At 44.8% G+C, this 23,355-nt stretch carries 20 protein-coding genes; 7 read left to right on the top strand and 13 right to left on the bottom strand.

The annotated features are described in order from the left end of the window. Window positions 1–56 precede the first annotated feature (56 nt). The 3 genes from K0O23_RS09555 to K0O23_RS09545 form a co-directional block, all read right to left on the bottom strand. Window positions 57–668 (bottom strand): trimeric intracellular cation channel family protein, encoded by a 612-nt coding sequence (locus K0O23_RS09555; protein WP_219877197.1) that lies wholly within the window; start codon window positions 666–668, stop codon window positions 57–59. Between the two features lie 275 nt (window positions 669–943). Continuing rightward, window positions 944–3,217 carry a TonB-dependent receptor gene (locus K0O23_RS09550; protein ID WP_219877196.1) on the bottom strand — a complete coding sequence of 758 codons (2,274 nt, stop codon included), beginning with the start codon at window positions 3,215–3,217 and terminating at the stop codon, window positions 944–946. 460 nt (window positions 3,218–3,677) lie between these two features. Next, entirely contained in the window at window positions 3,678–4,373 is a 696-nt protein-coding gene (locus K0O23_RS09545) for an SIR2 family NAD-dependent protein deacylase (RefSeq protein WP_219877195.1), read from the bottom strand. A 267-nt stretch (window positions 4,374–4,640) separates the two neighbouring features. On the opposite strand from K0O23_RS09545, the gene K0O23_RS09540 reads away from it, so the two are divergent. Together K0O23_RS09540 and K0O23_RS09535 are read left to right on the top strand one after the other, a co-directional pair. Next, window positions 4,641–5,864 (top strand): pyridoxal phosphate-dependent aminotransferase, encoded by a 1,224-nt coding sequence (locus K0O23_RS09540; RefSeq protein WP_317195669.1) that lies wholly within the window; start codon window positions 4,641–4,643, stop codon window positions 5,862–5,864. Window positions 5,865–6,086: 222 nt separating this feature from the next. Continuing rightward, the gene (locus K0O23_RS09535; RefSeq protein WP_219877193.1) at window positions 6,087–7,049 is read left to right on the top strand and encodes a hypothetical protein; all 963 of its coding nucleotides are present in this window, start codon (window positions 6,087–6,089) and stop codon (window positions 7,047–7,049) included. A 157-nt stretch (window positions 7,050–7,206) separates the two neighbouring features. Here the strand turns inward: K0O23_RS09535 and K0O23_RS09530 are convergent, their stop codons facing one another. From K0O23_RS09530 to K0O23_RS09515, 4 genes are all read right to left on the bottom strand, one after another. Beyond that, window positions 7,207–9,036, bottom strand: coding sequence for a M2 family metallopeptidase (locus tag K0O23_RS09530; RefSeq protein WP_219877192.1), 1,830 nt, complete (start codon window positions 9,034–9,036; stop codon window positions 7,207–7,209). A gap of 140 nt (window positions 9,037–9,176) precedes the next feature. Then, window positions 9,177–9,704 carry a nuclear transport factor 2 family protein gene (locus K0O23_RS09525; RefSeq protein ID WP_219877191.1) on the bottom strand — a complete coding sequence of 176 codons (528 nt, stop codon included), beginning with the start codon at window positions 9,702–9,704 and terminating at the stop codon, window positions 9,177–9,179. Between the two features lie 96 nt (window positions 9,705–9,800). Continuing rightward, window positions 9,801–11,147: a DNA recombination protein RmuC gene (rmuC, locus tag K0O23_RS09520; RefSeq protein ID WP_219877190.1), complete on the bottom strand. Its 1,347-nt coding sequence runs from the start codon at window positions 11,145–11,147 to the stop codon at window positions 9,801–9,803. A gap of 200 nt (window positions 11,148–11,347) precedes the next feature. Then, the gene (locus K0O23_RS09515) at window positions 11,348–11,968 is read right to left on the bottom strand and encodes a hypothetical protein (protein WP_219877189.1); all 621 of its coding nucleotides are present in this window, start codon (window positions 11,966–11,968) and stop codon (window positions 11,348–11,350) included. 351 nt (window positions 11,969–12,319) lie between these two features. Between K0O23_RS09515 and K0O23_RS09510 the strand changes: the two genes are divergently transcribed. The 3 genes from K0O23_RS09510 to K0O23_RS09500 are packed head-to-tail and all read left to right on the top strand — an operon-like array spanning window position 12,320 to window position 13,867. Beyond that, complete coding sequence (locus K0O23_RS09510; protein ID WP_219877188.1) at window positions 12,320–12,865, top strand: RNA polymerase sigma factor; 546 nt, start codon at window positions 12,320–12,322, stop codon at window positions 12,863–12,865. Continuing rightward, window positions 12,862–13,419 (top strand): hypothetical protein, encoded by a 558-nt coding sequence (locus K0O23_RS09505; RefSeq protein WP_219877187.1) that lies wholly within the window; start codon window positions 12,862–12,864, stop codon window positions 13,417–13,419. Before K0O23_RS09510 ends, K0O23_RS09505 begins: the two co-directional genes overlap by 4 nt. Next, window positions 13,403–13,867: a hypothetical protein gene (locus tag K0O23_RS09500; protein WP_219877186.1), complete on the top strand. Its 465-nt coding sequence runs from the start codon at window positions 13,403–13,405 to the stop codon at window positions 13,865–13,867. Before K0O23_RS09505 ends, K0O23_RS09500 begins: the two co-directional genes overlap by 17 nt. A gap of 235 nt (window positions 13,868–14,102) precedes the next feature. Here the strand turns inward: K0O23_RS09500 and K0O23_RS09495 are convergent, their stop codons facing one another. Together K0O23_RS09495 and dbpA are read right to left on the bottom strand one after the other, a co-directional pair. Then, entirely contained in the window at window positions 14,103–15,098 is a 996-nt protein-coding gene (locus tag K0O23_RS09495; protein WP_219877185.1) for a zinc dependent phospholipase C family protein, read from the bottom strand. Between the two features lie 43 nt (window positions 15,099–15,141). Then, window positions 15,142–16,650, bottom strand: coding sequence for an ATP-dependent RNA helicase DbpA (dbpA, locus tag K0O23_RS09490; protein ID WP_246597016.1), 1,509 nt, complete (start codon window positions 16,648–16,650; stop codon window positions 15,142–15,144). Window positions 16,651–16,654: 4 nt separating this feature from the next. Here dbpA and K0O23_RS09485 point away from each other — a divergent pair, with 4 nt between their 5' ends. Further along, complete coding sequence (locus K0O23_RS09485; protein ID WP_219877184.1) at window positions 16,655–17,767, top strand: AI-2E family transporter; 1,113 nt, start codon at window positions 16,655–16,657, stop codon at window positions 17,765–17,767. A gap of 12 nt (window positions 17,768–17,779) precedes the next feature. Here K0O23_RS09485 and K0O23_RS09480 read toward each other — a convergent pair whose 3' ends face one another. From K0O23_RS09480 to K0O23_RS09470, 3 genes are all read right to left on the bottom strand, one after another. Continuing rightward, window positions 17,780–18,541: a hypothetical protein gene (locus tag K0O23_RS09480; protein WP_219877183.1), complete on the bottom strand. Its 762-nt coding sequence runs from the start codon at window positions 18,539–18,541 to the stop codon at window positions 17,780–17,782. Window positions 18,542–18,602: 61 nt separating this feature from the next. Further along, window positions 18,603–19,349 carry a LytR/AlgR family response regulator transcription factor gene (locus K0O23_RS09475; RefSeq protein ID WP_219877182.1) on the bottom strand — a complete coding sequence of 249 codons (747 nt, stop codon included), beginning with the start codon at window positions 19,347–19,349 and terminating at the stop codon, window positions 18,603–18,605. A 336-nt stretch (window positions 19,350–19,685) separates the two neighbouring features. Then, window positions 19,686–20,723, bottom strand: coding sequence for a sensor histidine kinase (locus tag K0O23_RS09470; RefSeq protein ID WP_219877181.1), 1,038 nt, complete (start codon window positions 20,721–20,723; stop codon window positions 19,686–19,688). A 210-nt stretch (window positions 20,724–20,933) separates the two neighbouring features. Here K0O23_RS09470 and K0O23_RS09465 point away from each other — a divergent pair, with 210 nt between their 5' ends. After that, window positions 20,934–22,034, top strand: coding sequence for a DUF5694 domain-containing protein (locus tag K0O23_RS09465; protein WP_219877180.1), 1,101 nt, complete (start codon window positions 20,934–20,936; stop codon window positions 22,032–22,034). A gap of 104 nt (window positions 22,035–22,138) precedes the next feature. Here the strand turns inward: K0O23_RS09465 and K0O23_RS09460 are convergent, their stop codons facing one another. Continuing rightward, window positions 22,139–23,299, bottom strand: a complete 1,161-nt coding sequence (locus tag K0O23_RS09460) for an acyltransferase family protein (RefSeq protein ID WP_219877179.1) — start codon at window positions 23,297–23,299, stop codon at window positions 22,139–22,141. Between the last annotated feature and the right edge of the window lie 56 nt (window positions 23,300–23,355).

Below are 23,355 nucleotides of genomic sequence, written 5' to 3'. Positions count from 1 at the left end.
CAATCCTAAAGTAAATATAACAAGGGATAAACAAGATTCTATACTCTTACCAAATATTATTTCCGGAACTTCGGAAGCGTTAGTTTATACTTTACAGCCAGCAACCGGATAATAATGATAAACACTACAGCCACAAGGAAGCTCGTATTGCGTTCTACATCAAGCCTATACATAACCAAATATAGAGCTGCACCAAAAAGGCAGGCACTTGAGTAGATTTCTTTTTTGAACAGCACGGGCATTTCGTTGGTAAGGATATCGCGCAGCACCCCGCCCATAACAGCGGTAAACATGCCCATAATAGCAGCGATCTCCGGCCTAACGCCCATACTAAGTGCTTTTTCGGTGCCAACTATCGTGAACAGGGCTATACCCAGGGTATCAAAGAGCAAAAAAGTACGGCGCAATTTTGCCAGCCAGTTGTAAAACAGACCAGAGCAGACAATGCCAATCAATATGGTATACAGAAAAAGTATATTGCCGATCCATACCAACGGATAACTGCCCAGCAGCATATCGCGGAGGCTACCGCCACCAATGGCCGTTACGAAACCTGTAAAAGTCGCCCCAAACCAATCCTGCTCCTCGTCGCGCTCGCTCATAGCCAAGGCCCCCGACATGGCAAAAAAGAAAGTACCCAGCAGCTCTAAAATGTATTGTATCCCCAAAGTATAACTTTTTGCAAAGCAAGATAGGGTACAGGACGGTTAAATAAAAGTTAATAGAGTTATCGAGTTAGAGGGTTTGGGAGTTAGAATATGCAAAGACCTCGTAGCGTGCGCATTTCCTGCGAATATCTGGCTTTTGAAACAATCAGATTTTGAATAAGTGCATGTGTGAATGAGCGAATATTTATAACTTTTTTAACTCTCTAACTCTTCAACTCTCTAACTTTCCCAGACACTCGCAGGAGCTGCGCACGCTGCGAGGTCTTTTGACTGCTTTACATCAATCCAAACTTTAAGCCGACATAAAAAGTACGGGGCCTTGCCGGGCCATATAAATAGTTGCTGTCGCGGTTTTTGCCAATATCGAAATCCTTTTGGTACTGGTTAAACATGTTCTGTACTCCGGCGCTGAGTTGCAGGTCCTGCTTTATACTTTTAAGCGTAAAGCGGTAAGCCAGTTTCAGGTTGTTCTCTACAAAAGTTGGCGAAGTATAAAGTACATCCTCTACCACGCTAGGGGCGCCTCCAAAATGCGGCACCAGCATAGGCCCGGTAATTACCCCGGACAGGGCTGTTGTAAAGCGGCTTTGCGGCATCAGGGTAAACACATAATAGCCATAGGTATCGGGAGTGCGCAGGTAGGTTCGGGTTCCGGCAATTTCAGACGACCAGGCTATTGGGCTGTCGTAGCGGGAGCGTTGCATGGTAAGACCGGACTCTAACTGGAAAACCTGGTCGTAGTTAAGGCGGCCTTCCATTGTAATACCATGTACGGTTGAGTTGCCTCCGTTTTTGCGCAGCAGTTGCTGGTTGCCGTTTTCGTCTGTACCAATCTCTTCCAGTACAAAAGCATCATAAAGCCATGTATAAAAGGCATCTAGTGTAAACCCAAAGATCATGTGCTCACTTGGTTTGTTAAAATCTACAGAGGCGTTCATGCTGCGGGATGTTTCCTCTTTCAGGTTGGGGTCTACCTGTATCAGGGAAATTCCGCCACCGGCAAAGGCAATGTGCAGGTCTGTTTCAAAAGCCTGCGGTGCTTTAAAGCCCTCAGCATACGATGCCCTGAACTGCGTGGTGCTGCCTAACTTATAAACCGCACTGAGGCGCGGCGTGTATACCAGCCTGTTTACGTTGGTGTGTTTGTTTGCCCTGATGCCCGAAAGTATAGTAATTGCTGGCGATACATCCCAATCGCTTTGCAGGAACAGGCCGGTAAGATTTGTTTTTTGGTCTACCAGAAAGTTATAGGCCTCTATCTCGTCGAAAGTATAATCGTACAAATGCTCTGCGCCAGTGGTAAAGGTATTTGTGCCGCCTAAAAAGTTGTGCGAAGTATAGTTTAACTGCAAGCCCCCCTGCAACGTATGGTTTTTAGTATTACCCCAGCCGTCGGCTTGGTCTATGCCGGTGTAATGCACGCGCTTGGTGTTTTGCGCTGCAGTGTAAATGCTGTAAGATGTTTTACCATCCTTGGATCTATGTTCGTAGTTTACGCCTCCAACTAAAATATCGTGTATGCGGTATTCCGACTGATCTGCCTGATCTGCTGGTTTATCTAGCTTGTTACCGCCGTGGCGTAATTCGTGTATGCTCCAGCCGTTAACTTCCAGCCGGTCCTGTGAGGTAGGTTTAAAATATGCGTTAAAGCCAAAGGAGTTATTTTTGAGTTTAGATAATTCCGAATAACCGTCGCCGTTGGCATCGTAGGCTTCCTTATCGCGGTGCGATCCGAAGAAAGAGATGCCGGTATTTTGCTCCTCATTTACCACATTTACATTGGCATTAAAAAAATGGTCCCAGGCCTGTCCGTCTATAATAGCTGAGTTGGTGGACAAAGTATAGGAACTTTCCTGCGGTTCTTTGGTGATAATGTTTACTGTACCGGCAATGGCGCTGGAGCCATAAAGCACAGAACCTCCGCCCCGAACCACTTCCACACGTTCTATCATGTTAGCCGGAATCTGCTCTAGGCCATACAAACTCATCAGAGACGTAAAAATTGGCCGGCTGTTGACTAGCAGTTGAGAATATGATCCACCCAATCCATTCATCCGGAGCTGGGTATAGTTGCATGTCTGGCAATCGGTTTCCATGCGCAAACCAGGCTGAAAACAGAGCCCTTCGGATAATGTATTGGACTGCGTGAGGCTGAAGGTTTTGCTATCAAGCACGTTTACTGCCACCGGACTTTCCAGGCGACGGCGCGTGGTGCGTGTGCCGGTTACAACTACCTCATTTAATGTGGCGCTGGCTTCGGTTAATTTTATACTTAGTTTTTGTGTTGCACCCGGTTCCAGGTTTATACTTTGTTCCTGTGGCTTGTAACCAATTGCCGAGATCACTAACAGGTAACTGCCAGGGTCAACACCTTTCAGTATAAAGTTTCCTTTCTCGTCTGCAGCTGCGCCCCATTTTGTTCCTTTAAGCATAACTGAGGCATAGGTTATTTCGCCTTTTTGAGAAGTGATGGTTCCCTCAACAGAAGCCTGCTGTGCAGAAGCCAAAAAAGGAATAAATGTGAAGAGTAGAATTTTTAGGTAGACCATATGCTAAATTTATACTTAAGTAATTCTGTAGTTAGAAACGCAAAAGTATAAATTTAGGTTTGTCTAAAATAATAATTAAGAATATAATTGTTAAATTTTGGAATGCTAAATAATTCAAGTTGCCATATGCTGAATAATTGAGTTTACATCTGCTGGCATTAACCCACCCTAGAAGGGGTTAGAGGCATTGCCGTCTATTTAAGCAGAATGCCAATTATATTTTCATTTCGACATTCGGGAGAAATCTCTATAGAGTTCTCTTGAACTAGTTTTAGATAGATCTCTCACAACTACGCTGGTCCCTTTCGACTCGCGTCTCAGCCATGTTTGAGATGACAGTTTTTGCTTAGGTTGACGGCATTAGGGGGTATAGGAGGGTAATCAAACACCAGAAACAAATATCTCGCCTTGTGTAAAATAACAAAGGTGCTGATCTGTTTAGAAAAGCACCTTTGTGTTGCTACAAATATTCCTGCCGTAGAAGTTCTGCTACTTTTACCATGCCTGTAGTCGCTTTTTCTTCATAAAGAAACATGTTGTATCGTTTTCTCATGTCGGGCAACTTAGGGTCTATCACGAAAATAGGCGAATCATCGTCCACAAAATCTACGAGGCTGGCAGCGGGGTAAACTAACAGCGAAGTACCAACCACCAGGAAAATGTCGGCCTGCACAGTTTCTTCCATCGCTTTCTCCATCATGGGCACGGCTTCACCGAACCATACAATATTGGGCCTCAACTGTGATCCGCGTTCGCACTTATCTCCCAGGTTCAGTTCCCAGCCTTCAATCGGGTATACCAGGGTAGGGTCGAGGGTACTGCGGCTTTCAAACAGTTTGCCGTGCAGGTGAATTACGTTGGTAGAGCCGGCTCTTTCGTGCAAATCGTCTACGTTCTGAGTGATAATGCACATGTCAAAGTCCTTTTCAAGGTCGGCAAGGGCCAGGTGTCCGGCGTTGGGTATTACTGTGTGGGCGTTTTTGCGCCGTTGGTTGTAGAAATCAAGTACCAGTTCTTTGTTTTTCTGCCATCCCTGCGGCGAGGCAACTTCCATTACATCGTGGCCTTCCCACAGGCCATTGGCATCTCTAAAGGTGGCTATACCGCTTTCTGCACTGATGCCGGCACCGGTTAAAACAACTAGTTTCTTTTTCATACTTTATAAGTGTTGTTTTCACTAACATACAAAAAGGCTGTTAAAGTATAAACGCAAATTCAGGTTTTTACATCTGTTTGATTTATACTTTTTGATCCAGTTTATACTTTATACTAATGCGTATACTTGTTGTCAAACAGGTAAGTAGTTTAGATACCATTGTGCCATTAGCGTTCTAAAAAGCCAAAAATATAAGCGCAATTAAATCATCCTGTCCTTAACACATCATACTTTCTGTTGTAGTATCTTCGCTAAATTTTTTTGAATATGATCAACAGAAGCGAACGCCTGAACAATGTATCGTATGACCTGTGCGGGCCTTTATATGAGAGAGCGAAAGAACTGGAACTGCTCGGGCACAACATCACTAAACTAAACATTGGCAACCCTGCGCCTTTTGGCTTTGATGCGCCAGCTGCGGTTACAGATAAGATAATAGAAAGTCTGCACCAGGCTCAGGGCTATTCCGACCACAAAGGAATACTTAGTGCACGCAAGGCCATTAAACGCTATTATACATTTAAGGGGATAGCTGGCATTCATACCGATGATATTTGCCTGGGCAATGGCGTGAGCGAGCTTATTATGCAGGCGGTACAGGCCCTGCTGAACAACGGGAACGAAGTGCTGGTGCCCTCGCCGGATTACCCGCTCTGGACAGCCGCGGTGCGTTTTGCAGGCGGCAAGGCCATGCATTACCGTTGCGACGAAGAAGCAGACTGGTACCCTGACCTGGCTGATATTAAGAGCAAAATTAATAGCCGTACGCGCGCTATCGTTATCATCAACCCAAACAACCCAACCGGCGCAGTTTACTCCAAAGAGCTTTTGCAGCAACTGGTGCAGCTGGCAGAGGAGCATAACCTGGTGGTTTTTTCAGATGAGATCTACGATAAGATACTGTACGACGGCACGGTTTATACTTCCACGGCTACTATTTCGGAGGAGGTGCTTTGTGTTACTTTCGGAGGCTTGTCTAAAAACTACCTGGCAGCCGGTTTCAGGGCTGGGTGGATGTTGGTAAGCGGGGCAAAGTATAAAGCCAAGTCTTACCTCGACGGACTAAATACCATGGCCAGCCTGCGTGTGTGCAGCAATGTGCCCGCCCAGTTTGCCATAGAAACGGCTTTGGAAGGCGAGCAAACCATACTTGACCTGACCTTGCCAACCGGACGCTTAGGCCAGCAGCGCGCTATTACTTACGAAAAGTTAACCGCCATACCGGGCATCACCTGCGTAAAGCCGATGGGGGCGTTTTATATGTTTCCGAGACTGGACCTGAAGAAGTTCAACATCGAAAGCGATCAGCAGTTTGCCTTAGATTTACTTACAGAGCAGCACGTGCTGTTAGTGCCGGGCACAGGCTTTAACTACCAGCAGCACGATCATTTTAGAGTAGTTTATCTGCCAGAGCCGACAGAGCTTAGTTATACTTTGGATAAGCTGGCGTCTTTTCTGGGATCTTATCAGCAAGTGGAGTTTAAGCGTTAGAAATTCTGGAGTTGGAGTTTGCAGGTTTGGCTATTTATACTGTTAGATAATCTATAATAATCACTTATATTAGCTTAATTATATGCATAGGGAGATGCGTACAACGCTGCACAGCGAAAAAAAATGAGTTAATCCAGACAAAACCACCTACGCATATATGGCAGATAAACGTCACGGTGACGTTTATACAGTAGTTAGGTGGTATAAACTTTAAATTAAAAAATGAAAAGCACTCTTTGGGCATTGTTAGTTCTTATACCACTTTCGGTCTTAGGACAGGTGCCAAGGGAATCAAAGTTATTACCTGCAAAAGAATGGATAGCGTTTCAGTGGGAAGGCTCAACTCTAGGTAATCGGTATTTTGATAAAGCTTTTATGAACGTGCCCTTTCAAATTGACTCTATACCTCATCGTTTCAAGGTACAGTTTGACCTGGGCGCAACCAACTCCATGCTTTATGGCAACGCCATTGCTCCCTACTTACATGCTTATCCAGAGCTTGCGACAAAGTTAGATACAGTCAACAAGCCCTTCAGGATTCAGAGTAGACAGAACGGTAGCTTTAAAGACGTGGAAGTTCATCTGGAGAAAACAACTTTCAGATTAAAGCACCTAATGTATTTTGAAGGTTTCGGAGTGAAACTCACGTCGGATTCTGTCAGTTCGCCCACTATAAAACATGTCGGCACGTTAGGCGCTTCTTTCTTCAAGAATAAAGTGCTAGTTATAGATTACCCCAACCATCGGCTTTTGGTGCTTGACTCGCTTGATTCAGAAACTGAGAAGCGCTTTGATTTTTCAGAATGCAGGATTGACAAAGGAAGAGTAAAGCTTCCCTTCACGATTGGCGCCAAGACCTATTGGGTTATGTTCGATACAGGCTCTAGCATTTTTCCTCTAGTTACGAATAAGAAATATTTCAAAAAGCTAGCTGATGGCAGTGTTACAGACACCCTGACTGTGTCATCTTGGGGTAAAAGCTTTCCTGCATTGGGGAGAAAACCAAAGGAGCCGATAAGATTAGGTTCAACCGTGCTCACACAATCAAAAGTTTATCTGATGCCTAATTTTAACAGGTTCTTTAAAGAAGAAAGGATTATAGGGCTTACAGGTAATGCGCTTTTTCTTGAGAGTGTGATAGCAGTTGATTTCAAAAACGGTAAATTCGGTATATTGAAAGAATAATATCACCCAACCCAGTGCAGCCTTAACCCTTGCTCCGCTACAGGCTTCGGCTGCACTAGCACCGTTAAACCATAACACAAAAGCCGCAACAGGAGTACCTGCTGCGGCTTTTGTGTTAAATATTAATTCGGAATTGCTAACTCGTAATTCGTAATTATCAAAGTGTATACTTCCTTCCCTTATTCTGCTCCTTCAAATAGTCCATCAGCGGTTGGAAGTAGGCGATCATGGCGCGGGCACTTAGCTCTTCGCCGGTCTTTTCTTTCAGCATCTGGCGCCAGTCGGCAGAGGCACCCGGGTACATAATGTCGCTGAGGAAACTGCCTACCTCTTTGCTGCCATAGTAGTTCGTAGCGTGCGGGTCCTGCTTCAGGATGTTTTTAGCAATGTGGTCGTGCAACTGAAACAATATTACGTAGCTCATGGCATAATCGTAGTACTGTGCCGCATCGTCGTTAATGTGCGTTTTAGTGGCAGGGTCCAGGTAGTTTTCGCCTCGGTTTGCAGGTGGTACCATGCCCTGGTACTTTTTGGCCAGTTCCCACCAGCGCTTGTTCAGCTGATCAGCCGGTAAATTCTTGGCGTAGAAATCATGCTCCCACTCACTCATCACACCCGAGGCAAAAGGTATAAACGTTACGTAACTAAGCGCCTCTTTCAACAGTGTTTGTATTTCGTCTGTCTTAGCATTTTTATCGATCAGGTTAAGCTCAGCCAGGAAAGGTTTCTGCATAGCTGCCAGGCCCATTAAACTACCAATAGCCTCGTGGTAGGCACGATTAGCACCGCCACGCAGCAATACCGGCACGTCGGGGTTGGTGTAGGTCATGTAATAGTAAATGTGGCCCAGTTCGTGGTGGGTAGTTTCATACCATTCCGAGTTCGGCTCTACGCTCATGAGGCTGCGCACGTCCTTGTCCAGGTCCATGTGCCAGGCCGAGGCGTGGTTGTTCTTTTTATAGTTGGCGTTTGCCGGAAGCGGGTACAGGCTCGATTTGGTGTAAAAGGATTCTGGCATCGGATCAAATCCAAGGCTGGTGTAGAAACGCTCTGCCTGCTTTACCTGCCATTCGGCACCTTTTTGTTTCAGGGCACCGTCCAGGTCTATGCCTTCTACATTAACCATGGCACTCCAGTCCTGGCCCCAGCGGTTTGGCAGCCAGTGCGCCGGCAAATAATCCGGTACCTCTTTCACGCCATACTTCTTAGCCAGCTCGTAACGGGCATAGGTGTGCAGCTCACGGTAAAGCGGACGCAGTTCGTCGTTGATCTGCTTCATCAGGTCCATCATCTCTTCGCGCGTCATGCCATAGTCTGAAGCCTGGTAGGTGAAGTAGTCGTCGTAGCCGAGACTTTGTACTGTTTTATTGCGCAAATCACGCAGGTTCAAAAGGCCTTTTTTCAGCCCCGGTCCAACCTCTTTGCTGGCGTTCCATGCGGCCAGGCGCTTTTTCAGGTCGGTTTCGTTCTTCAGTATCTCGTCTATCTGGTTGGTGGTAACAGATTTCTCAAAGATGCGGTAATCGAAGCCGTACAGCTTTTCGGTTTGCTCTGTTTCTGCCTTGATGCGTGCCTTCACCACGTCCGGAATTATCTGCGGATTGTTGGCGCCGGTGTAAAGTATGGCCTCAAATTGCTTTACTTGAAGAGGAGTCAACTGATCCTTCTTTTCCAGCATGGCCTTGGCAGTATTGATATTTTCTACGCTGCCCGTAAAGGCTGCAAATGCCTCGTTTGCACGGCGTGTAGCAGCAGCATTGGTCGTATCGCCTTCTACAATTTTTGTGTTGGATGCCCACTCAGCCTCCGCAGACTGCGTGTACAAGTCCTGGTATGTTTTGGAATACTGGTCCAGGAATGCCTGTGCCTCCTTTTGTACTTCTGTTATTTCTGCGGTTACTGCTGTTTCAGCCGTTTCGGTTTTCTGGCTGGAGCAGCCACTTAAAAGTATAGCGGCAGTTAAGCCGGTAAAAATCAGTTTTTTCATAAGGTTAGATCGTGGTTATCTTTCTAATATACAAGGTTTGAGGGGGAGAAGCAATAAAGTGTTTACGTGTGTAACGTGGTGGAGGTGCAGCAAGTGTTATAAAGTATAAACGCAACCGGTAAGTGGTTGCGTTTATACTTTTACTCTGACAGGCCTAGCTGCTGTAAGAAAGCCAGCTGGTCGAAATACGTTACATCTTCCACTATCTTGCCATCCTTTACTTTCAGGCGGCAGAAGATCTTTAACTCAAAAGTTTTTCCTTTCATTTGCGGAGGATCATTGGGGCCAATGTTCTCTACCGTGCCTTTTGACACAAATTCTACTGCAACTTCATCTTTGCCATTGTAGATATAGTGCTTCACTTCGTCCTGTACGCCAGGAGCCATTTCGAACAGCGGACCATAAATTTCGGCTACAGCAGCTTTGCCACGCTTCGGCTCTGTCATCTCCGGAGATATAAATACAGCATCATCTGCATAGAGGGATGCCATGGCCTCGAGATCGTGCCTGTTAAAAGCCTGGAACATTTGCTGCATTACCTGAACAGTTTGCTGTTCTTTTGATGCTGTAGCCGCTGTAACAGGTTCTGTGTTAGCTGTTTCTGTTTCAGGTTGGCAGCCGAAGGTTGTACTGGAAAGGATAGCCATAATGATCAGTTTTTTCTTCATGGGTTAGGATTGATTAAGCTAATGTATAGAATTTTAGTAATATACAATGTGAAACTGCCTATAAATTTGCTGAACCTGATATACAGTAACCCTACTTTATACTTCTTCTTCTTTCGCTTCTTCTATACTTTCCGGCAACTGTGCTTCCTGCAGCAGGTTATCATCAATGGTTTTACTAGTTTTGGCACCTAGTTCACGCAGTATCTCTACACGGCGTATAAGATTGCCACGGCCATCGGTCAGTTTATTCATAGCCAAGGAATAAGATGACTGGCTTTGCTCGATATGCTTGCCAACCGTTTTAAGATCTTCTACAAAGCCTACAAACTTATCGTATAGCTTTCCGCTTTCTTCGGCAATCCGGATCACGTTGCGCTTCTGGTCTTCCTGGCGCCAAACGCCGGCTACGGTGCGCAGCGTGGCCAATAGAGTAGAGGTGCTCACCAGTACAATATTGCGGTCAAAGGCATCGGTAAACAGGTCGTGGTCGTTTTGTAGGGCAAGGCTAAAGGCAGGCTCCAACGGTATGTACATCATCACAAAATCCGGTGAATTTATACCGTTAAGGCGGTGGTAGTCTTTGCGGCCCAGGTCGGTGAAGTGCGTGCGGATAGAAGTGATGTGACTGCGTAAGTATACTTCCTGCTGGTTTTCGTCTTCGCAACTGCAATAGGCCTCATAGGCTACCAGAGAGAGTTTAGAGTCGATTACCAGGTGCTTGCCCTCCGGAAGGCGTATGATCACATCGGGGCGGTATACTTTTTTGTCGTCGTTCTGGCGTACTTCTTCGCGTTCGTAGTGCAGCCCTTTTCGTAAGCCGGACTTCTCCAGCAGGCTTTCAAGTAAGTACTCTCCCCAGTTGCCCTGGGTCTTGCTTTCTCCTTTCAGGGCGCGTGTCAGGTTAAGGGCATCCTGGCTCATTTGCTGGTTAAGGGAGGCGAGTTGCGTAATCTGTTCTTTCAGTGAAACGCTGTCTTTCAGGCTTTTTTCGTAAGTCTGATCCACCTTTGCTTCAAACTCTTTTATGCGTTCTTTCAGCGGCGAAAGTATACGCTCCAGGTTTTCAGAAGATGCTTTGTTAAAGTGCTCGGCATTGGTCATGAGTACCTGGTTGGAAATGCTCTGGAACTGCTGCAGGAATTTTTCGCGGAGTTGTTCGAGTTCTTTATTCTGTTCCTGCAGCCGTTTGTTCAGGTGTTCGTAGTCTGTCTCGGTTTTGGTGAGGGCATTGGTCAGTTCCAGTGTTTCGGTCTGGGCTTCGCGTAGTTGTGCTTTTAGCTGTTCAGCTTCATCGGCTTTTTGCTTTGCCTGCGCCTCCAGCACGCCTTGCGTAACAGCAGCCTGGTTAGCAGTTTGTTGCAAAGCATTTAGCTTTCCCTTCAGTGCCAGGAAAGCAATTACCAATCCTCCTAAAAATGCAGCTATTCCTACGATCATCTCCATAAGGTAAAAGTAAAGGAATTTAGCAATTGCAGCAATGGTTTTGCTAATAAAATTAGTTAAAGGCTATTGTCTGACTTCTGAGAGAAGGTAGCAGAGTTATGAAAGTTTAGCGGAACGGAGTATTTGCAATCAAAAGAAACACGCCCATAGTTACCTGAACCATGGGCGTGTGCTTTTATACTTTAAAGTATGTGGTATTCTTACAGGCTCTGTACCCAGCGGCGAAACTTGTGTTTCTGCTCAGGGTTTAACACAGAAGCGATATTTGTAAAGAGTTCGGCTCTGCATTTGCGCATGATGCGGATATGAAACTGCTTTTGCTCTAGTTTCTGTATTTCCTCACGCAATTTGCCTTGTAACGCTTTTAGCTTTTCATCCAGTTCAGGCTTTGTAATTCTTCCGGCTTTGTACGCCATTATATAATCTTCACGTGCGGCATTTGCTTTTCTGAGCAGTTGCTGGTGCATTTCCTGTACTTTGCTGCGGTGTTCTTCAATGCAAACAGCATGTTGCTCTACATAAGCTCTAACCGCCCTACGCTGGTTTTCGTCAAGTCTTAGTTGTTTAAGAATATAGGAAAGCCTACGTTCCGGCGATACAGTGTTGTTGGATGTCTGCGTGCTAAAAAGCGTTGTTTCAGTATCTCCTGTCACAACAGGGTTTTCAAGGTCATCAATGTCTGGCAGCTGATAAACTTCTGATTCAAACTCCAAAGCTGCCTCTTCTACAACAGGCTTTATGGCATTGTCTTTCTGGCAGGCTGAGAAGGTAAGCAATACTGACATAGCCAGTACTCCGAAGGTAAGTTTCTGGTTTCTCATGGTGTTTTAGGTTAGAGGTAGATTAACAAAGTATATTTTAATTTTATGATTTTGGTATACATCAGTACACAAATCCAGGTACCTGCACAGCCTGAAATTAGCAGTTAAACCTCTGGTTTTATAGCTTGATTAAACCACTGGCTTTACAGCATTTGTTATTATGAAGATGAAAAAGTATAAAAGTTAAATTACACAATATAAAATATTTTAATATTGTAATTAATTGCTTGATTTTCAGGGTGTAATTTCCCTCTTGGGAGTTGCAATACAAGATTATCAGCTACATATTTAACCTTTGGGCTTTTTTGTCTTCTAAGGTGTATGGATGGTTTTTTATAGCAACAGGATTTAATGGCAGAGACGACAGACGAAGAGATTTTGTCGATGTTTCGTGAGCAAAGTACAAAGAGCAAAGGCTTTACCTTGTTGATGAACAAATACAATGAAAGGATTTACTGGCATATACGGCGCTTGGTGGTATCTCACGAAGATGCGCAGGACATACTGCAGGAAACCTTTATAAATGTATACAACAAGCTGCATACTTTTGCCGGCGACAGCAAACTATACACCTGGCTCTATCGCATTGCCACCAACGAATGCATCCGGCTGTTCAGGACTAAAAAGCAGTTTTTAACCTCCTACGATGAACTGAGCGAAAAACTGATAAATACACTACATGATAACAGCACTGTGGATGGAGACAAAATACTAATTAAGTTTCAGGAGGCTATCCTGAGATTACCTGAAAAGCAGCAGCTGGTGTTTAATATGCGCTACTACGACGAGTTAAGTTACGAAGAGATAAGCCAGATACTGGATAGTTCGGTTTCTACCTTAAAAACTAACTACCATTATGCCAGCACGAAGGTTAAAGAGTTTATGATTAACGAATGATGGAAGATAAATTTGATTTTGATAAAGTTGGAAAGCGAATGCCTTACAAGGTGCCGCAGGACTTTTTTGATAAGATAACTGAAAGCACTCTAGCCGAGGCTGAACGCAGAAACAATGTCACAAAACAACCTAAACTACTCTTGTGGCGGGCACTTTCTGTGGCGGCCAGTCTGGTTATACTATTCACTGTAGGCTATTTTATGTATACCAACCGCACTGCCCCTAAAGAAAATATCATAGCCGCAGCACAGCAGGATACATTGCAAAATACTCCTGTAGTAAACGGAGATCTTCCGGAAACAAGAGAGCTGCCCAACCAAGAGACAACAACTGCCAAAGCAAGACCTGAAAAGCCGACCATAGCAACTGCACCAAAAACGCCTGCCCCTGCAGAAAGTCAGCAGCCAATACAACTAGCTAAAACAGATAGGCCGGAAACGCTTGACGATGTGCTGGCAAGTATAACAGATGAAGAATTATTCCTGTTGGCCGCCAAAGCGGAAACAGGCCTTGTAACATATGAGCAGACAATCACAGATGAACAAACTTTTTAGATTTTTTATACTTTGCTTTATCGGGTTGCTCCCTTTTGCAGCTCAGGCGCAGAACCTAAGAAATAACCCTAACCTTCAGGCACGTGTAACGCAGGCAAAACTGGTCGAGATTAAAAATGCGCTGGACTTGAGTGATGCTAAAATGAGTGAGCTTGCGCCTGTCTACAAACGGTATGAGGCAGAGATAAATGAAATAAATTTTGCCAGGCAAGGCAGGCTAATGGGTACCAATCCAGACAGTCTTAGTGCTGATGACGCTGACAAACTGATAACATCTCATTTGGATAATGCGATAAAGATCAGCACCATCCGCCGCAAATATTACAACGAGTTTAAGACTATCTTAACGCCGCAGCAGGTCATGAAACTATATAAATCAGAGGCACAGCTCAACAAAAAAGTAATGCAGGAGTTACGCCGGCGCCTCCGTAATAGGGCAGGGCAGTAAAGTGTATTTACAATAACAAAAAAGGCTATATCTGAAGTTGGTATAGCCTTTTTTGCATTTAACTTTAAGATGAAGAGGCTGCGTAGTCTGTCATCTCGAACAACGTGAGAGATCTTTATAGAATACTCTCTTCAATAATTTTAGATAGATCTCTCACGTTGTTCGAGATGACAGAAATAAAAGCGGCTATCCCAGTTCAAATGGGATAGCCGCTTTCATTTAATTGGATTTATACTTAACTGTTCGCTTTCTTCTTTAATGCCAGCACTCTGTTCTCCTGGAAAAGCGTGTTTTTCTGCCATGATTTTTTCTCTTCTTTCAGGGCTTTCTTCTTGTCTTTAGAGATCTTTCCGCCCATCAGTTTGTCCATATCCGGTTTGCCGCCATCTACCCAGCAAGTGTACCAAAAGTTAGATACCACTTCGGCAGAGTTTTGCATGCGCAGTGCTACGGTTGGGCCAAGCAGCTCTGCATACTTTTTAGCAAAGTCGTCGGAGTAGTATTTTCTTGTTCTGCCATTGCGCTCTACGGTTACATACTTTGTTTCTGGCGTGAATGATTTTGTTGCTTCCAGTTCTAGTGCCAGTACATCCGGGAAAAGCTTATGCGAGGCACGTACTACTTCCCAAATGGCAGTTTCGGTATCTGGTAAGTATTCTGCTTTCTTATTTTGCAGCCTGTAAGTTTGTGCGTGCATTTCCGGAACTTTAGACTCCCAAAGGCTGTGCAGGCCGTGCTGGTTTGTCAGCTGGCCGTCGTAGTTCAGGGTAGTGTGAAGTGGTACGTGAGCATCAGCAATGTAATGGCCCAGGTCAGCTGCATAAAAAAGTATACTATCGGCGTTCTGCTGTCTGAAGGCGTTGGTCAGGCGTTCTTTCATCACCATTACATGCCAGGGCACTATGCCATACTTTTTAAGCGTATCTATCGGGTACTTCTGTGCAGCTGCCTCCCAGGATTGCGGCATAGTATAAACAGCGTCTTCGCCGTAAACATCTACATCAATAAAGTGGCGCGGCGCTTCAGCAGGGTCGTTGCTACGGCGCTCGTCAGGGCGAACAGAATGCTGCACCAGGTAATCCTGGTTTTGGTAGAAAAAGCCCTGTATTTGCTTTGGCAGACCATAAATTGCCAACTGGTGCACAACTTTGTGGCCAAAAAAGCCCCATCCGTAGGAAATAATGCTGCAAGCCATAAAGGCCACTGCCAGCAACGCTATTCTTTTCTTCATGAATACTTTAGTTTAATCGGGTGCAAAGATAAGGTATAACCGCTTAGTCTTTTACTAGCTGTATTTTATACTTTCGGCCTTTGATTCTGCCCTCGCTTAACTTCGCTGCTATACTTTTACTTTGGGCTTCCGGCACGGCTACAAAACTCATGCGGTCCTGTACCTCAATTTTGCCGATCTGTTCAGCTTTTAGTCCTGCCTCTGCAATAAGAGCGCCAACAATATCGCGCGGGCTGATTTTGTCTTTGCGGCCACCACTAATGTACAATGTAGCAAATGCGGCAACAGCAGGAGTCTTGTTTTCGGCTGCTTTCGCTGTTAATTTATCTGCTGATAACCATTCATCCATTCGAACCTGTTCCCAGTCGCGTAGCTGTTTCTCGTCGCGGGGCGTGGCTAAAGTATAAACCGTTCCGCTTTTGCCGGCCCGGCCGGTGCGTCCGCTGCGGTGCAGGTAAGCTGCGGCATCAATGGGCAATTCGTAATGTATAATGTTCTGCAGCTTATCAATGTCAAGTCCGCGGGCTGCTATGTCTGTGGCTACTAACACCTGCGTGGTGCCGTTGCGGAAAAGGGTCATGGCTTTGTCGCGGTCTTTCTGCTCCATGCCGCCGTGTAGTGCTCTGGCTGCAAACCCCTGCTCCTGTAACTGTGCCGCAAGTTCGTCGGCAGCAATGCGGGTGTTTGTAAAAACTACCGTACCTACCGGGTTTATACTTTGCAGTAGCTGGCCCACGGTTTCCTTTCGCTTTTCATGATCTACTTTAATGCCGACAAGCTTTACCTGGTCTGGAATGGCGTTGGCAGAGGCTTTTACAAACTGCGGGTTCTTAAGCGAGTTGGCGATCAGCTCTTTTACATCATCGGGCATAGTGGCCGAGAAAAGTATGGTCTGGCGTTTATGTGGCAGGTTTGACAGTATCTGGTCAAGTTCTTCCTCAAAGCCCATTTCAAGCAGTTTATCCGCCTCATCAAGTACAACCTGCGTTACATGGCTTAGATCTAGGGTTCTGCGGTTAAGGTGGTCGGTAAGGCGGCCGGGAGTACCAACGAGCAACTGCGGCGGATGTGACAGAGAAGCACGCTCCTGCGAAAAAGAATGGCCGCCGTAAAAAGCACTCACTTTCAGGTTTTTTATCATTTTGCCAAACTGCTTCAGCTCCTGCCTTACCTGCACGGCCAGTTCGCGGGTTGGCACTACCACAATGGCCTGCACCTGTTGCAGGTCTGGATTTATACTTTGCAGCAATGGCAATCCAAAAGCACCTGTTTTCCCGCTTCCGGTTTCTGCCTGTCCGGCTACGTCCTGCCCATGAAGCAGCAATGGAATAGCACTTTCCTGAATAGGGGTTGGAATAGTATAGTTTAAGTCCTGCAGGCTTTGCAGCAGTGCAGGGTGCAGGTTCAGGTCGTTAAAAGTGGCCATGTTGTAAGTATAATTTAAGCAAAGGTACGGTTTAAGGGGCAATGGTATACTATGGATCTTAAAACTAAGCTTATAGGCAATTTGTGCTATCCGTAAAACTATAAATACCTGAATTGCAGTATGCATAGCTATGGGAGAGAAGTATAACACGATTAAGCAAATGACAATCGGACTCTTGTTCGGCATTCTGCTGGTGTATGTGCTGGTTACAACCCGGGAACTTTTGTACCCTATTTTTATGGCAGTGCTTTTTGCCTATCTGTTGTATCCTTTAGAAAAAAGACTTGAAAAGTGGGGGCTGCCCAGGCTACTGGCTAATTTTATAACAGTTATTTCAGCAATGGCTGCTTTTGTGTGCGTTATTATCCTGTTGTATAATCAGTTATCAGTTTTCCTCAGCGATTTTCCAGTGCTACAGGAAAACGCCCTAAAGAACCTGGACCGCCTGCAACATACCATAGACAGAAAGTTTAATGGCCAAAGCCCGGAGAATGAACGTTGGCTTAGAAAGCAGGTAATGGATGGACTGGAATTTAGCGGGAATTTCCTGAAAAACCTGCTACTTGCAACTACCAATACCCTGGTAAAGTTTGGATTGATGCCTGTTTATATTTTTCTGGCATTATACTACCGCAACAAATTCGCAAGTTTTATCTATCGTTTAACTCCAGTTCAATCGCACAAGGAAACCCATAATATCATTGAAGAGGTATCTCAGGTTACAAAGCGCTACATGGCTGGGGTGGTGATTGTTATTCTTATACTTTGTTTTATTAACTCAACCGGTTTGCTACTGATAGGGGTAGAGTATGCCATTCTGCTCGGTATACTATCCGCCTTCATGAATTTTATACCTTATTTCGGTACATTGATCGGCGGAGCTATTCCCCTTTTATACACATTTATTGTGCAGGGCGACCCTAATAAAGGCCTGGCTGTACTTGGCTTTTTTCTGGCAGTACAGTTCCTGGAAAACAACATTCTTACCCCAAACATTACCGGCAGCAAAGTAAACATTAACCCCCTTGTAACTATTCTGAGTATTATTGTGGGTGGCATGATCTGGGGACTGCCCGGTATGTTTGTAGCGGTGCCGTATGTTGGTATGTTCAAGATCTACTGCGACCATAATCCCGGACTTAGTGCCTGGTCGTTTTTACTGGGCACCGAAGGCACAGAAAAGCACGCATTAACATTGGATAAACTAAAGCGATTTATCGGGTTAAATGATAAGAAGGAGTAAAATGTGTTATTTTTATACTGCCAGCGATGTCTGTTTAGGCGATTCAGGCGCAGTACTTCCCATCAATAATTTACGCAGCGAGAAGAAATGCAGGGCATAGGCCAGCGGTACCAGCACTAACGGCAGGAACGAAACCGGAAACATGGTTACAAGCGTATTAGCTGGCTCGTTAAAAAATGTGCGGAACGGTACTGGTGCTGATAGTAAGGCAATAGTTACAATGTTAATCAGCAGCGCCAGCCCAAACAAGTTCCAGGCGATGGCCAGCCCACGCAGGTTACGTCCCTGCCCAAAGCAGATGTAAGCAAAGACCGGGGCAGTAATGCCAGTCAGCACATCCCAGTTCAGCCCTTCAAAAGTCATTTGTACAGGGGTGAGGCCATCCAGGAACTGCAGCCACAAGAATATCTCTACAGGCACCCGGAACACCTGCAGGTACATCAGCCAGGAGGCTGGGATAGCTCTCAGGAAAGTTCGTGTTCGTGCACTAAACGTAAGCCAAAGTATAGCAATAAGTGGCACAGGCAACAGTAGCATCAGCTTTGGCGGCATCGAAGAGAAGTCAGACAGAAAACCTGTAAGCGAAAGTATACTTACCAGCACCAGCCACCCAGTAATTACGAGTGTAATGGTCAGCATGCGTTTGTTTGCCACAGCCACGGGCATGCTCATGCGCGAAAATGTTTTGCGGACACCAGTAAGCACAAAGGCAAGGCAGATAAAAGTAAGGGCTATGTAGCCGGCTTGAACAAAAGGTAAATAGGTAGTTTCCATAGGTTTATCTTATACTTTACAGCCTTCCTGTCAAAAAGAAGGCATTGAGTGCTGCCTAAACTTATACTTTGTGCTTCTCCCGAACCATACTCAGGAAACCGTCACGGTAGGTTTCTCCAACCGGAATCTCTTTTTCGCCTATATAAACTGTATTGCCGTCTACCATGTTTACTTTGTCAATAGAGATGATGTAAGAGCGATGCACACGATAAAAAGGGGGTTGTGGCAGTTCTTCCGCCAGTTCAGTAAGTGATTGATATGTGATTAGTCGCTGCCCCGGCAGGTAAATAGACACATAGTTTTTCAGACCTTCCACATAAAGTATATCGCTGTAGGCAACCTTCAGGAATTTGTTTTTGCTTTCGCCCTTCACAAACATATAATCAGGAACAGCACTTGCTGCAGGCATATGAACGGATGGTTGCGTTGCTGCGAGAGCAGTAGGTTCCTGAAGCTGCATTATACTTTGGGCTTTGTGTGCAGCTTTAAAAAAGCGATCGAAGGGGATGGGCTTGAGCAGGTAATCGATCACATCATGTTCGTATCCCTCTAAGGCATAATCCGGGTAAGCTGTGGTAAGTATAACTTTGCACTTGTTGCCGCAGATCTTCAGAAACTGAATACCTGTGAGCTCCGGCATCTGAATATCCAGAAAAGCCAGATCTACTTTGCCATCCTGCACCATGTTAATAGCCTCTATGGGGCTGGTGGTGATGCCAACCATCTCCAGGAAAGGTATTTTGCTAATGTAGTCGGCAATTATATTGGCAGCGTAAGCTTCGTCGTCAACAGCAATACAACGGATCATAAGTTTGAGTTTGGGAGTTAGAGTATAATAGAGTTTAAAAGGTTAGTCTGAATCAGGATTTGTAGGATTAAATCATTTTTAGGATTAATATACTTTGATTATACTTAACATCTATCATGATCAATGTAATTTATGAAGTGCGTAAATCATGTTCATCCTAAAATTCTGTAAATCCTGATTCAGATAACTTGCAGCTTGCTAAAGTCCTCGCAGTGTCCGGAGGTCCTGCGAGCGTCTGATTGGAGGAACAGTCCAAATTTGATATGAGCGCATATTTATACTTTCTAGCTCTTACATACGCTCGCGTGTCATAAAGACGCCGCGAGGTCTTTGGGTTTATATTCCCTTCAGTTTTAGCACAGTTTTAAATTGCTGGCCATTGTCTTGTATATCCAGGTTATACTTTCCGGGATAGATCAGCTCTAGGCGGCGGCGGATGTTAGCAAGTCCGATACCGGTGGTCTGGTCTTTCTGATGCTGGTTGATGAGGTTGCTTACCTCAAAGTGTAGATCCTGGTTCTGCAGCTGCAGGTTTATCTGGATTGGTGCCTCCGGATCATCTGCCACGCCGTGTTTCAACGCATTTTCTACAAAGGGTATCAGGACCAGAGTTGCTACGCGTTGCCCATTTAGGTGGCCATGAATATCGAAATTAACAAAGAACTTATCTTCGAAGCGCAGGCGGTAAATGTCGAGGTAATTGTGCAGGTAATCTACTTCCTTTTGCAACTCTACTTTGCCGTCTTTACTCTCGTACAGCATGTAGCGCATCAGTTCGGATAATTTAATGACAGCATTGCCAAGTTTATCTGAAACCGGATAAGCCAGCGAGTAGATATAGTTTAGCGTGTTATATAGAAAGTGTGGGTTTATCTGGGTCTTAAGGAAAGCCAGTTCTGCCTGTATCTTTTCTTCGCGCAGCATCTTGTTTTCCTTCTCCTTCTCAAACGACTCCTGAATACCCCAAACTGCGGCACTGAACACCATCATGGGGGTAGCTCTGAACCAGTTATCGCCGATGTAGTAGAAAAAAGTGGTGCCTTCGGTATAATTACGAAAACCGAAAAGCAGCGGGTACAGCACTTCTTCAATCATGTATCGAGATGTAGTAAACACAAACGGGGCAATAGCCAACACTATTACAATCTGGATGATTCGTGACAACTGTGGCCACCTGGTCTCTTTAAAGAAAGGAGTATAAGCCAGTATGAAACAGTAGTAAAAAGTAACCATCATACTTGTTACAAAGGCTACCTGTATCAGCATCATAACACCTTTATTCGGAATCTCCTCCAGGTAAATACCAATAATGTTATAGGCATAGAACAGGAGCCAGGCGATAGCATGATACAATATAAGTTTACTTCTTTTCATGTGTTAAAAGTAACAAACATAGCTTTAATCCTATAAAATTTTATTCCAAGCTCCCGGTTTATAATACCAACCCTTCAGCTGCTTATACTAACCTCTGTTTTAGCAAAAAACCGGCTTCGGATAATTTTAAGAGGGGTTGGGATCATTTTATTTTAGTGGCAGTATAAAGGCTTCACCTTTGGATCATCATCAACGAAACAACTTATATTTATGAAAACTACAACTACCCTTCAGGCCATCGCAGCAAAGCTTTTTATACTTGTAGCATTTATACTTTGCATGGGTGGCAACCTAAGCGCACAGAACCAGATAGAGATCGTTATTGTGGCTTCGTCGCACCAGAACCCGGGGCCAGCAGAAAACTACAGGTATATCGTAGACAAGCTCAAAAGCTATAACCCGGATATGGTTTTTAGCGAGTTTCTATCTCCTGAAGAGTTGAAACAAGCGATATCCCAAAACTATTATGGAGCAAAGGCAGATGTAAAAAAGCGGAATTTCCTTCTGAGTAAAAACACTAAAACTCCGGCTAACTTGTCAAAGGAAATAGCTAAGGCTTATGCATCGCTGAATAAGTTCGCCTACTACCACAAAACCAGAATGGAGCTTGCCAGAAACTTATTTCTGAACTACGACAAAGCAAATGCAGAATACCAGTTTTATGTATTGGAGCAACACATGCAGCAGAAGTTTGGGAAAAGTGAGCAGGCTTTGTTCAATAAAATGTTTGGAGGAGCAGACTCGTTGCGTAAGGTTGGCCTGATCCGTAAAAACAGTGAATACCAGAAGATATACTTTCCGTTGATAAACGAATTGGGGCATGCTAAGATTTATGCTGCTGACTGCCAGAAATATGACGGCAACTGGAACAAAGCCTGGGCTAAATCGGATTCTCTGATTAAGGTGATGTATGCAGAGGCTAAGTCAGATACATCGTCAGCTGCTGCCCAGGCTGTAAAAGCTATCCAGAACTACTATAAATGGGCAGAGCAGAAGTCAAAAGAAATTGATACTGAAACCTATGGCTTTATGAGCACAGATTTATATGCAGAGTATAGCGATGTAGTAAACTTTTACGGAGGCACTAAGTTCTATGATTTGCCGGGCTATCCAAAAGAAGCGGTGCAGGAAATGCTTTACTGGTGGCAAAAGCGTAACGAAGGCATATGCGAGAACATTATTCGCCAGGCTCAGGACAAAGGTGCCGCAAAAGTTGTAATGGCTGTAGGAGCAGCGCACCGCAAAGGCATGGAAGATATTTTCGCTAAAATGCCGAATGTGAAAGTAGTAAACTATAACGATCTGCCCTAACTGCTAACAAATATTATCATATTGAACAGCTTGAGAAATCTGCAATTTTTCTAACCTATGAAATACTCCAGATTTCTCAAGCTGTTCAATATGATAGATCAGGTTCAAGCTGTAGTAACAGGCTTTGCCACCTCAACTGCAAATTCCTTTTGCTTCACGGACTTTAACCCAAACGGAACGCGCAGCCAGTTTACAGGCATAATAACATAGCGCACAAGTATAAAGCAAAGTATAAACGTACCTAAGCTGATGATGCCAAACTTTAGTCCTATACTTAGAGACAGGTTTTTTAAATAAAAACCAATGGCTACGATAATAGTCTGGTGGAGGATGTAAAACGGATATACCATTTCGTTTGCCTTTGCCAGGTAGTTGCTCTTAATGTTGAGATGCTGCAACGCAAAGCCAAGTATAGTCATTAGCCAGAACCAGCGGTTACTTTGTTTGATTGCAAAGTATAATGCTAGATCAGCTCCTTCGATATCTACCCAATTGTTCCAGTAAAAAGTATAAAGTATAAAATAAAACGTTGTGGCAACTGCAAGACTGAACCATCTTATACTTCTAACACGATCCTGCAAAGCAGGTGCCTTCATTAGCATAAAGCCAATCAGAAATATTGTGACGTACAGGTAGTGATTAGCCCAATCGTCTATCAAGGCATTAGTACCCGGAAAGTGCGGGTTAACCAGTACGCCTCCCATACTTAGCCAGGCAGCCGGAAGTATAAGCAGCAGCCAACCATTTAGCCAGCGCAGTTCTAAAGTGCTTTGGCGCAGGTAAAGTAGCAGGGGCAGGAGTATGAGGCTGTAAGTAAAAATGTAAGCCAGGTACCAGAGGTGGTGCCAGCTAAAATTACCTTGCGGGTAGGGTTCGAAGTTAAAAATTGAAGGATAGAAGCTGACGTAATCACTAGCTGAGCCTTGTGCCACGCGCTCAAAGTATACTTGTGGCGGTACAACCAACAGCATGCCCATGAGCAGCGGTATAAAAATGCGCTTCAGCCTGTCTTTGGCAAAGCTGCCTGCACTACGGTAGCCCAGAGCAAAGTATACGCCCACCCCAGACACCAGGAAAATAAGCGACATGCGCCACTGGCTCATAAAAGCCATCGGGACCTCCATCATCTCACTTAGCTGATTGTTTTTAACATGCCATTCCCAACTCACGAAGAACATGCCGGTATGGTAAAAGATGAGCAATGAAAAGGCCAGCACCCGTAGCCAGTCGAACTCGTAACGTCTTATCTTTCCTTGATTTTCCATAGCGTTTTGGTTTTGATACAAACCTAAGCATGGAGTTATAAAAATGAGGAATCTGC

The organism is Pontibacter aydingkolensis (assembly GCF_019443125.1).
Taxonomy (GTDB): domain Bacteria; phylum Bacteroidota; class Bacteroidia; order Cytophagales; family Hymenobacteraceae; genus Pontibacter; species Pontibacter aydingkolensis.
The sequence above is the reverse complement of the archived record's forward strand: the minus strand, read 5'-3'. Positions and strand labels throughout refer to the sequence as shown.

Coding starts and splice junctions, on each gene's coding strand:
- K0O23_RS09550 (WP_219877196.1), bottom strand. CDS start 3,217: ATGGTCTACCTAAAAATTCTACTCTTCACATTTATTCCTTTTTTGGCT.
- K0O23_RS09545 (WP_219877195.1), bottom strand. CDS start 4,373: ATGAAAAAGAAACTAGTTGTTTTAACCGGTGCCGGCATCAGTGCAGAA.
- K0O23_RS09540 (WP_317195669.1), top strand. CDS start 4,641: ATGATCAACAGAAGCGAACGCCTGAACAATGTATCGTATGACCTGTGC.
- K0O23_RS09535 (WP_219877193.1), top strand. CDS start 6,087: ATGAAAAGCACTCTTTGGGCATTGTTAGTTCTTATACCACTTTCGGTC.
- K0O23_RS09530 (WP_219877192.1), bottom strand. CDS start 9,036: ATGAAAAAACTGATTTTTACCGGCTTAACTGCCGCTATACTTTTAAGT.
- K0O23_RS09525 (WP_219877191.1), bottom strand. CDS start 9,704: ATGAAGAAAAAACTGATCATTATGGCTATCCTTTCCAGTACAACCTTC.
- rmuC (WP_219877190.1), bottom strand. CDS start 11,147: ATGGAGATGATCGTAGGAATAGCTGCATTTTTAGGAGGATTGGTAATT.
- K0O23_RS09515 (WP_219877189.1), bottom strand. CDS start 11,968: ATGAGAAACCAGAAACTTACCTTCGGAGTACTGGCTATGTCAGTATTG.
- K0O23_RS09510 (WP_219877188.1), top strand. CDS start 12,320: ATGGCAGAGACGACAGACGAAGAGATTTTGTCGATGTTTCGTGAGCAA.
- K0O23_RS09505 (WP_219877187.1), top strand. CDS start 12,862: ATGATGGAAGATAAATTTGATTTTGATAAAGTTGGAAAGCGAATGCCT.
- K0O23_RS09500 (WP_219877186.1), top strand. CDS start 13,403: ATGAACAAACTTTTTAGATTTTTTATACTTTGCTTTATCGGGTTGCTC.
- K0O23_RS09495 (WP_219877185.1), bottom strand. CDS start 15,098: ATGAAGAAAAGAATAGCGTTGCTGGCAGTGGCCTTTATGGCTTGCAGC.
- dbpA (WP_246597016.1), bottom strand. CDS start 16,650: ATGCATACTGCAATTCAGGTATTTATAGTTTTACGGATAGCACAAATT.
- K0O23_RS09485 (WP_219877184.1), top strand. CDS start 16,655: ATGGGAGAGAAGTATAACACGATTAAGCAAATGACAATCGGACTCTTG.
- K0O23_RS09480 (WP_219877183.1), bottom strand. CDS start 18,541: ATGGAAACTACCTATTTACCTTTTGTTCAAGCCGGCTACATAGCCCTT.
- K0O23_RS09475 (WP_219877182.1), bottom strand. CDS start 19,349: ATGATCCGTTGTATTGCTGTTGACGACGAAGCTTACGCTGCCAATATA.
- K0O23_RS09470 (WP_219877181.1), bottom strand. CDS start 20,723: ATGAAAAGAAGTAAACTTATATTGTATCATGCTATCGCCTGGCTCCTG.
- K0O23_RS09465 (WP_219877180.1), top strand. CDS start 20,934: ATGAAAACTACAACTACCCTTCAGGCCATCGCAGCAAAGCTTTTTATA.
- K0O23_RS09460 (WP_219877179.1), bottom strand. CDS start 23,299: ATGGAAAATCAAGGAAAGATAAGACGTTACGAGTTCGACTGGCTACGG.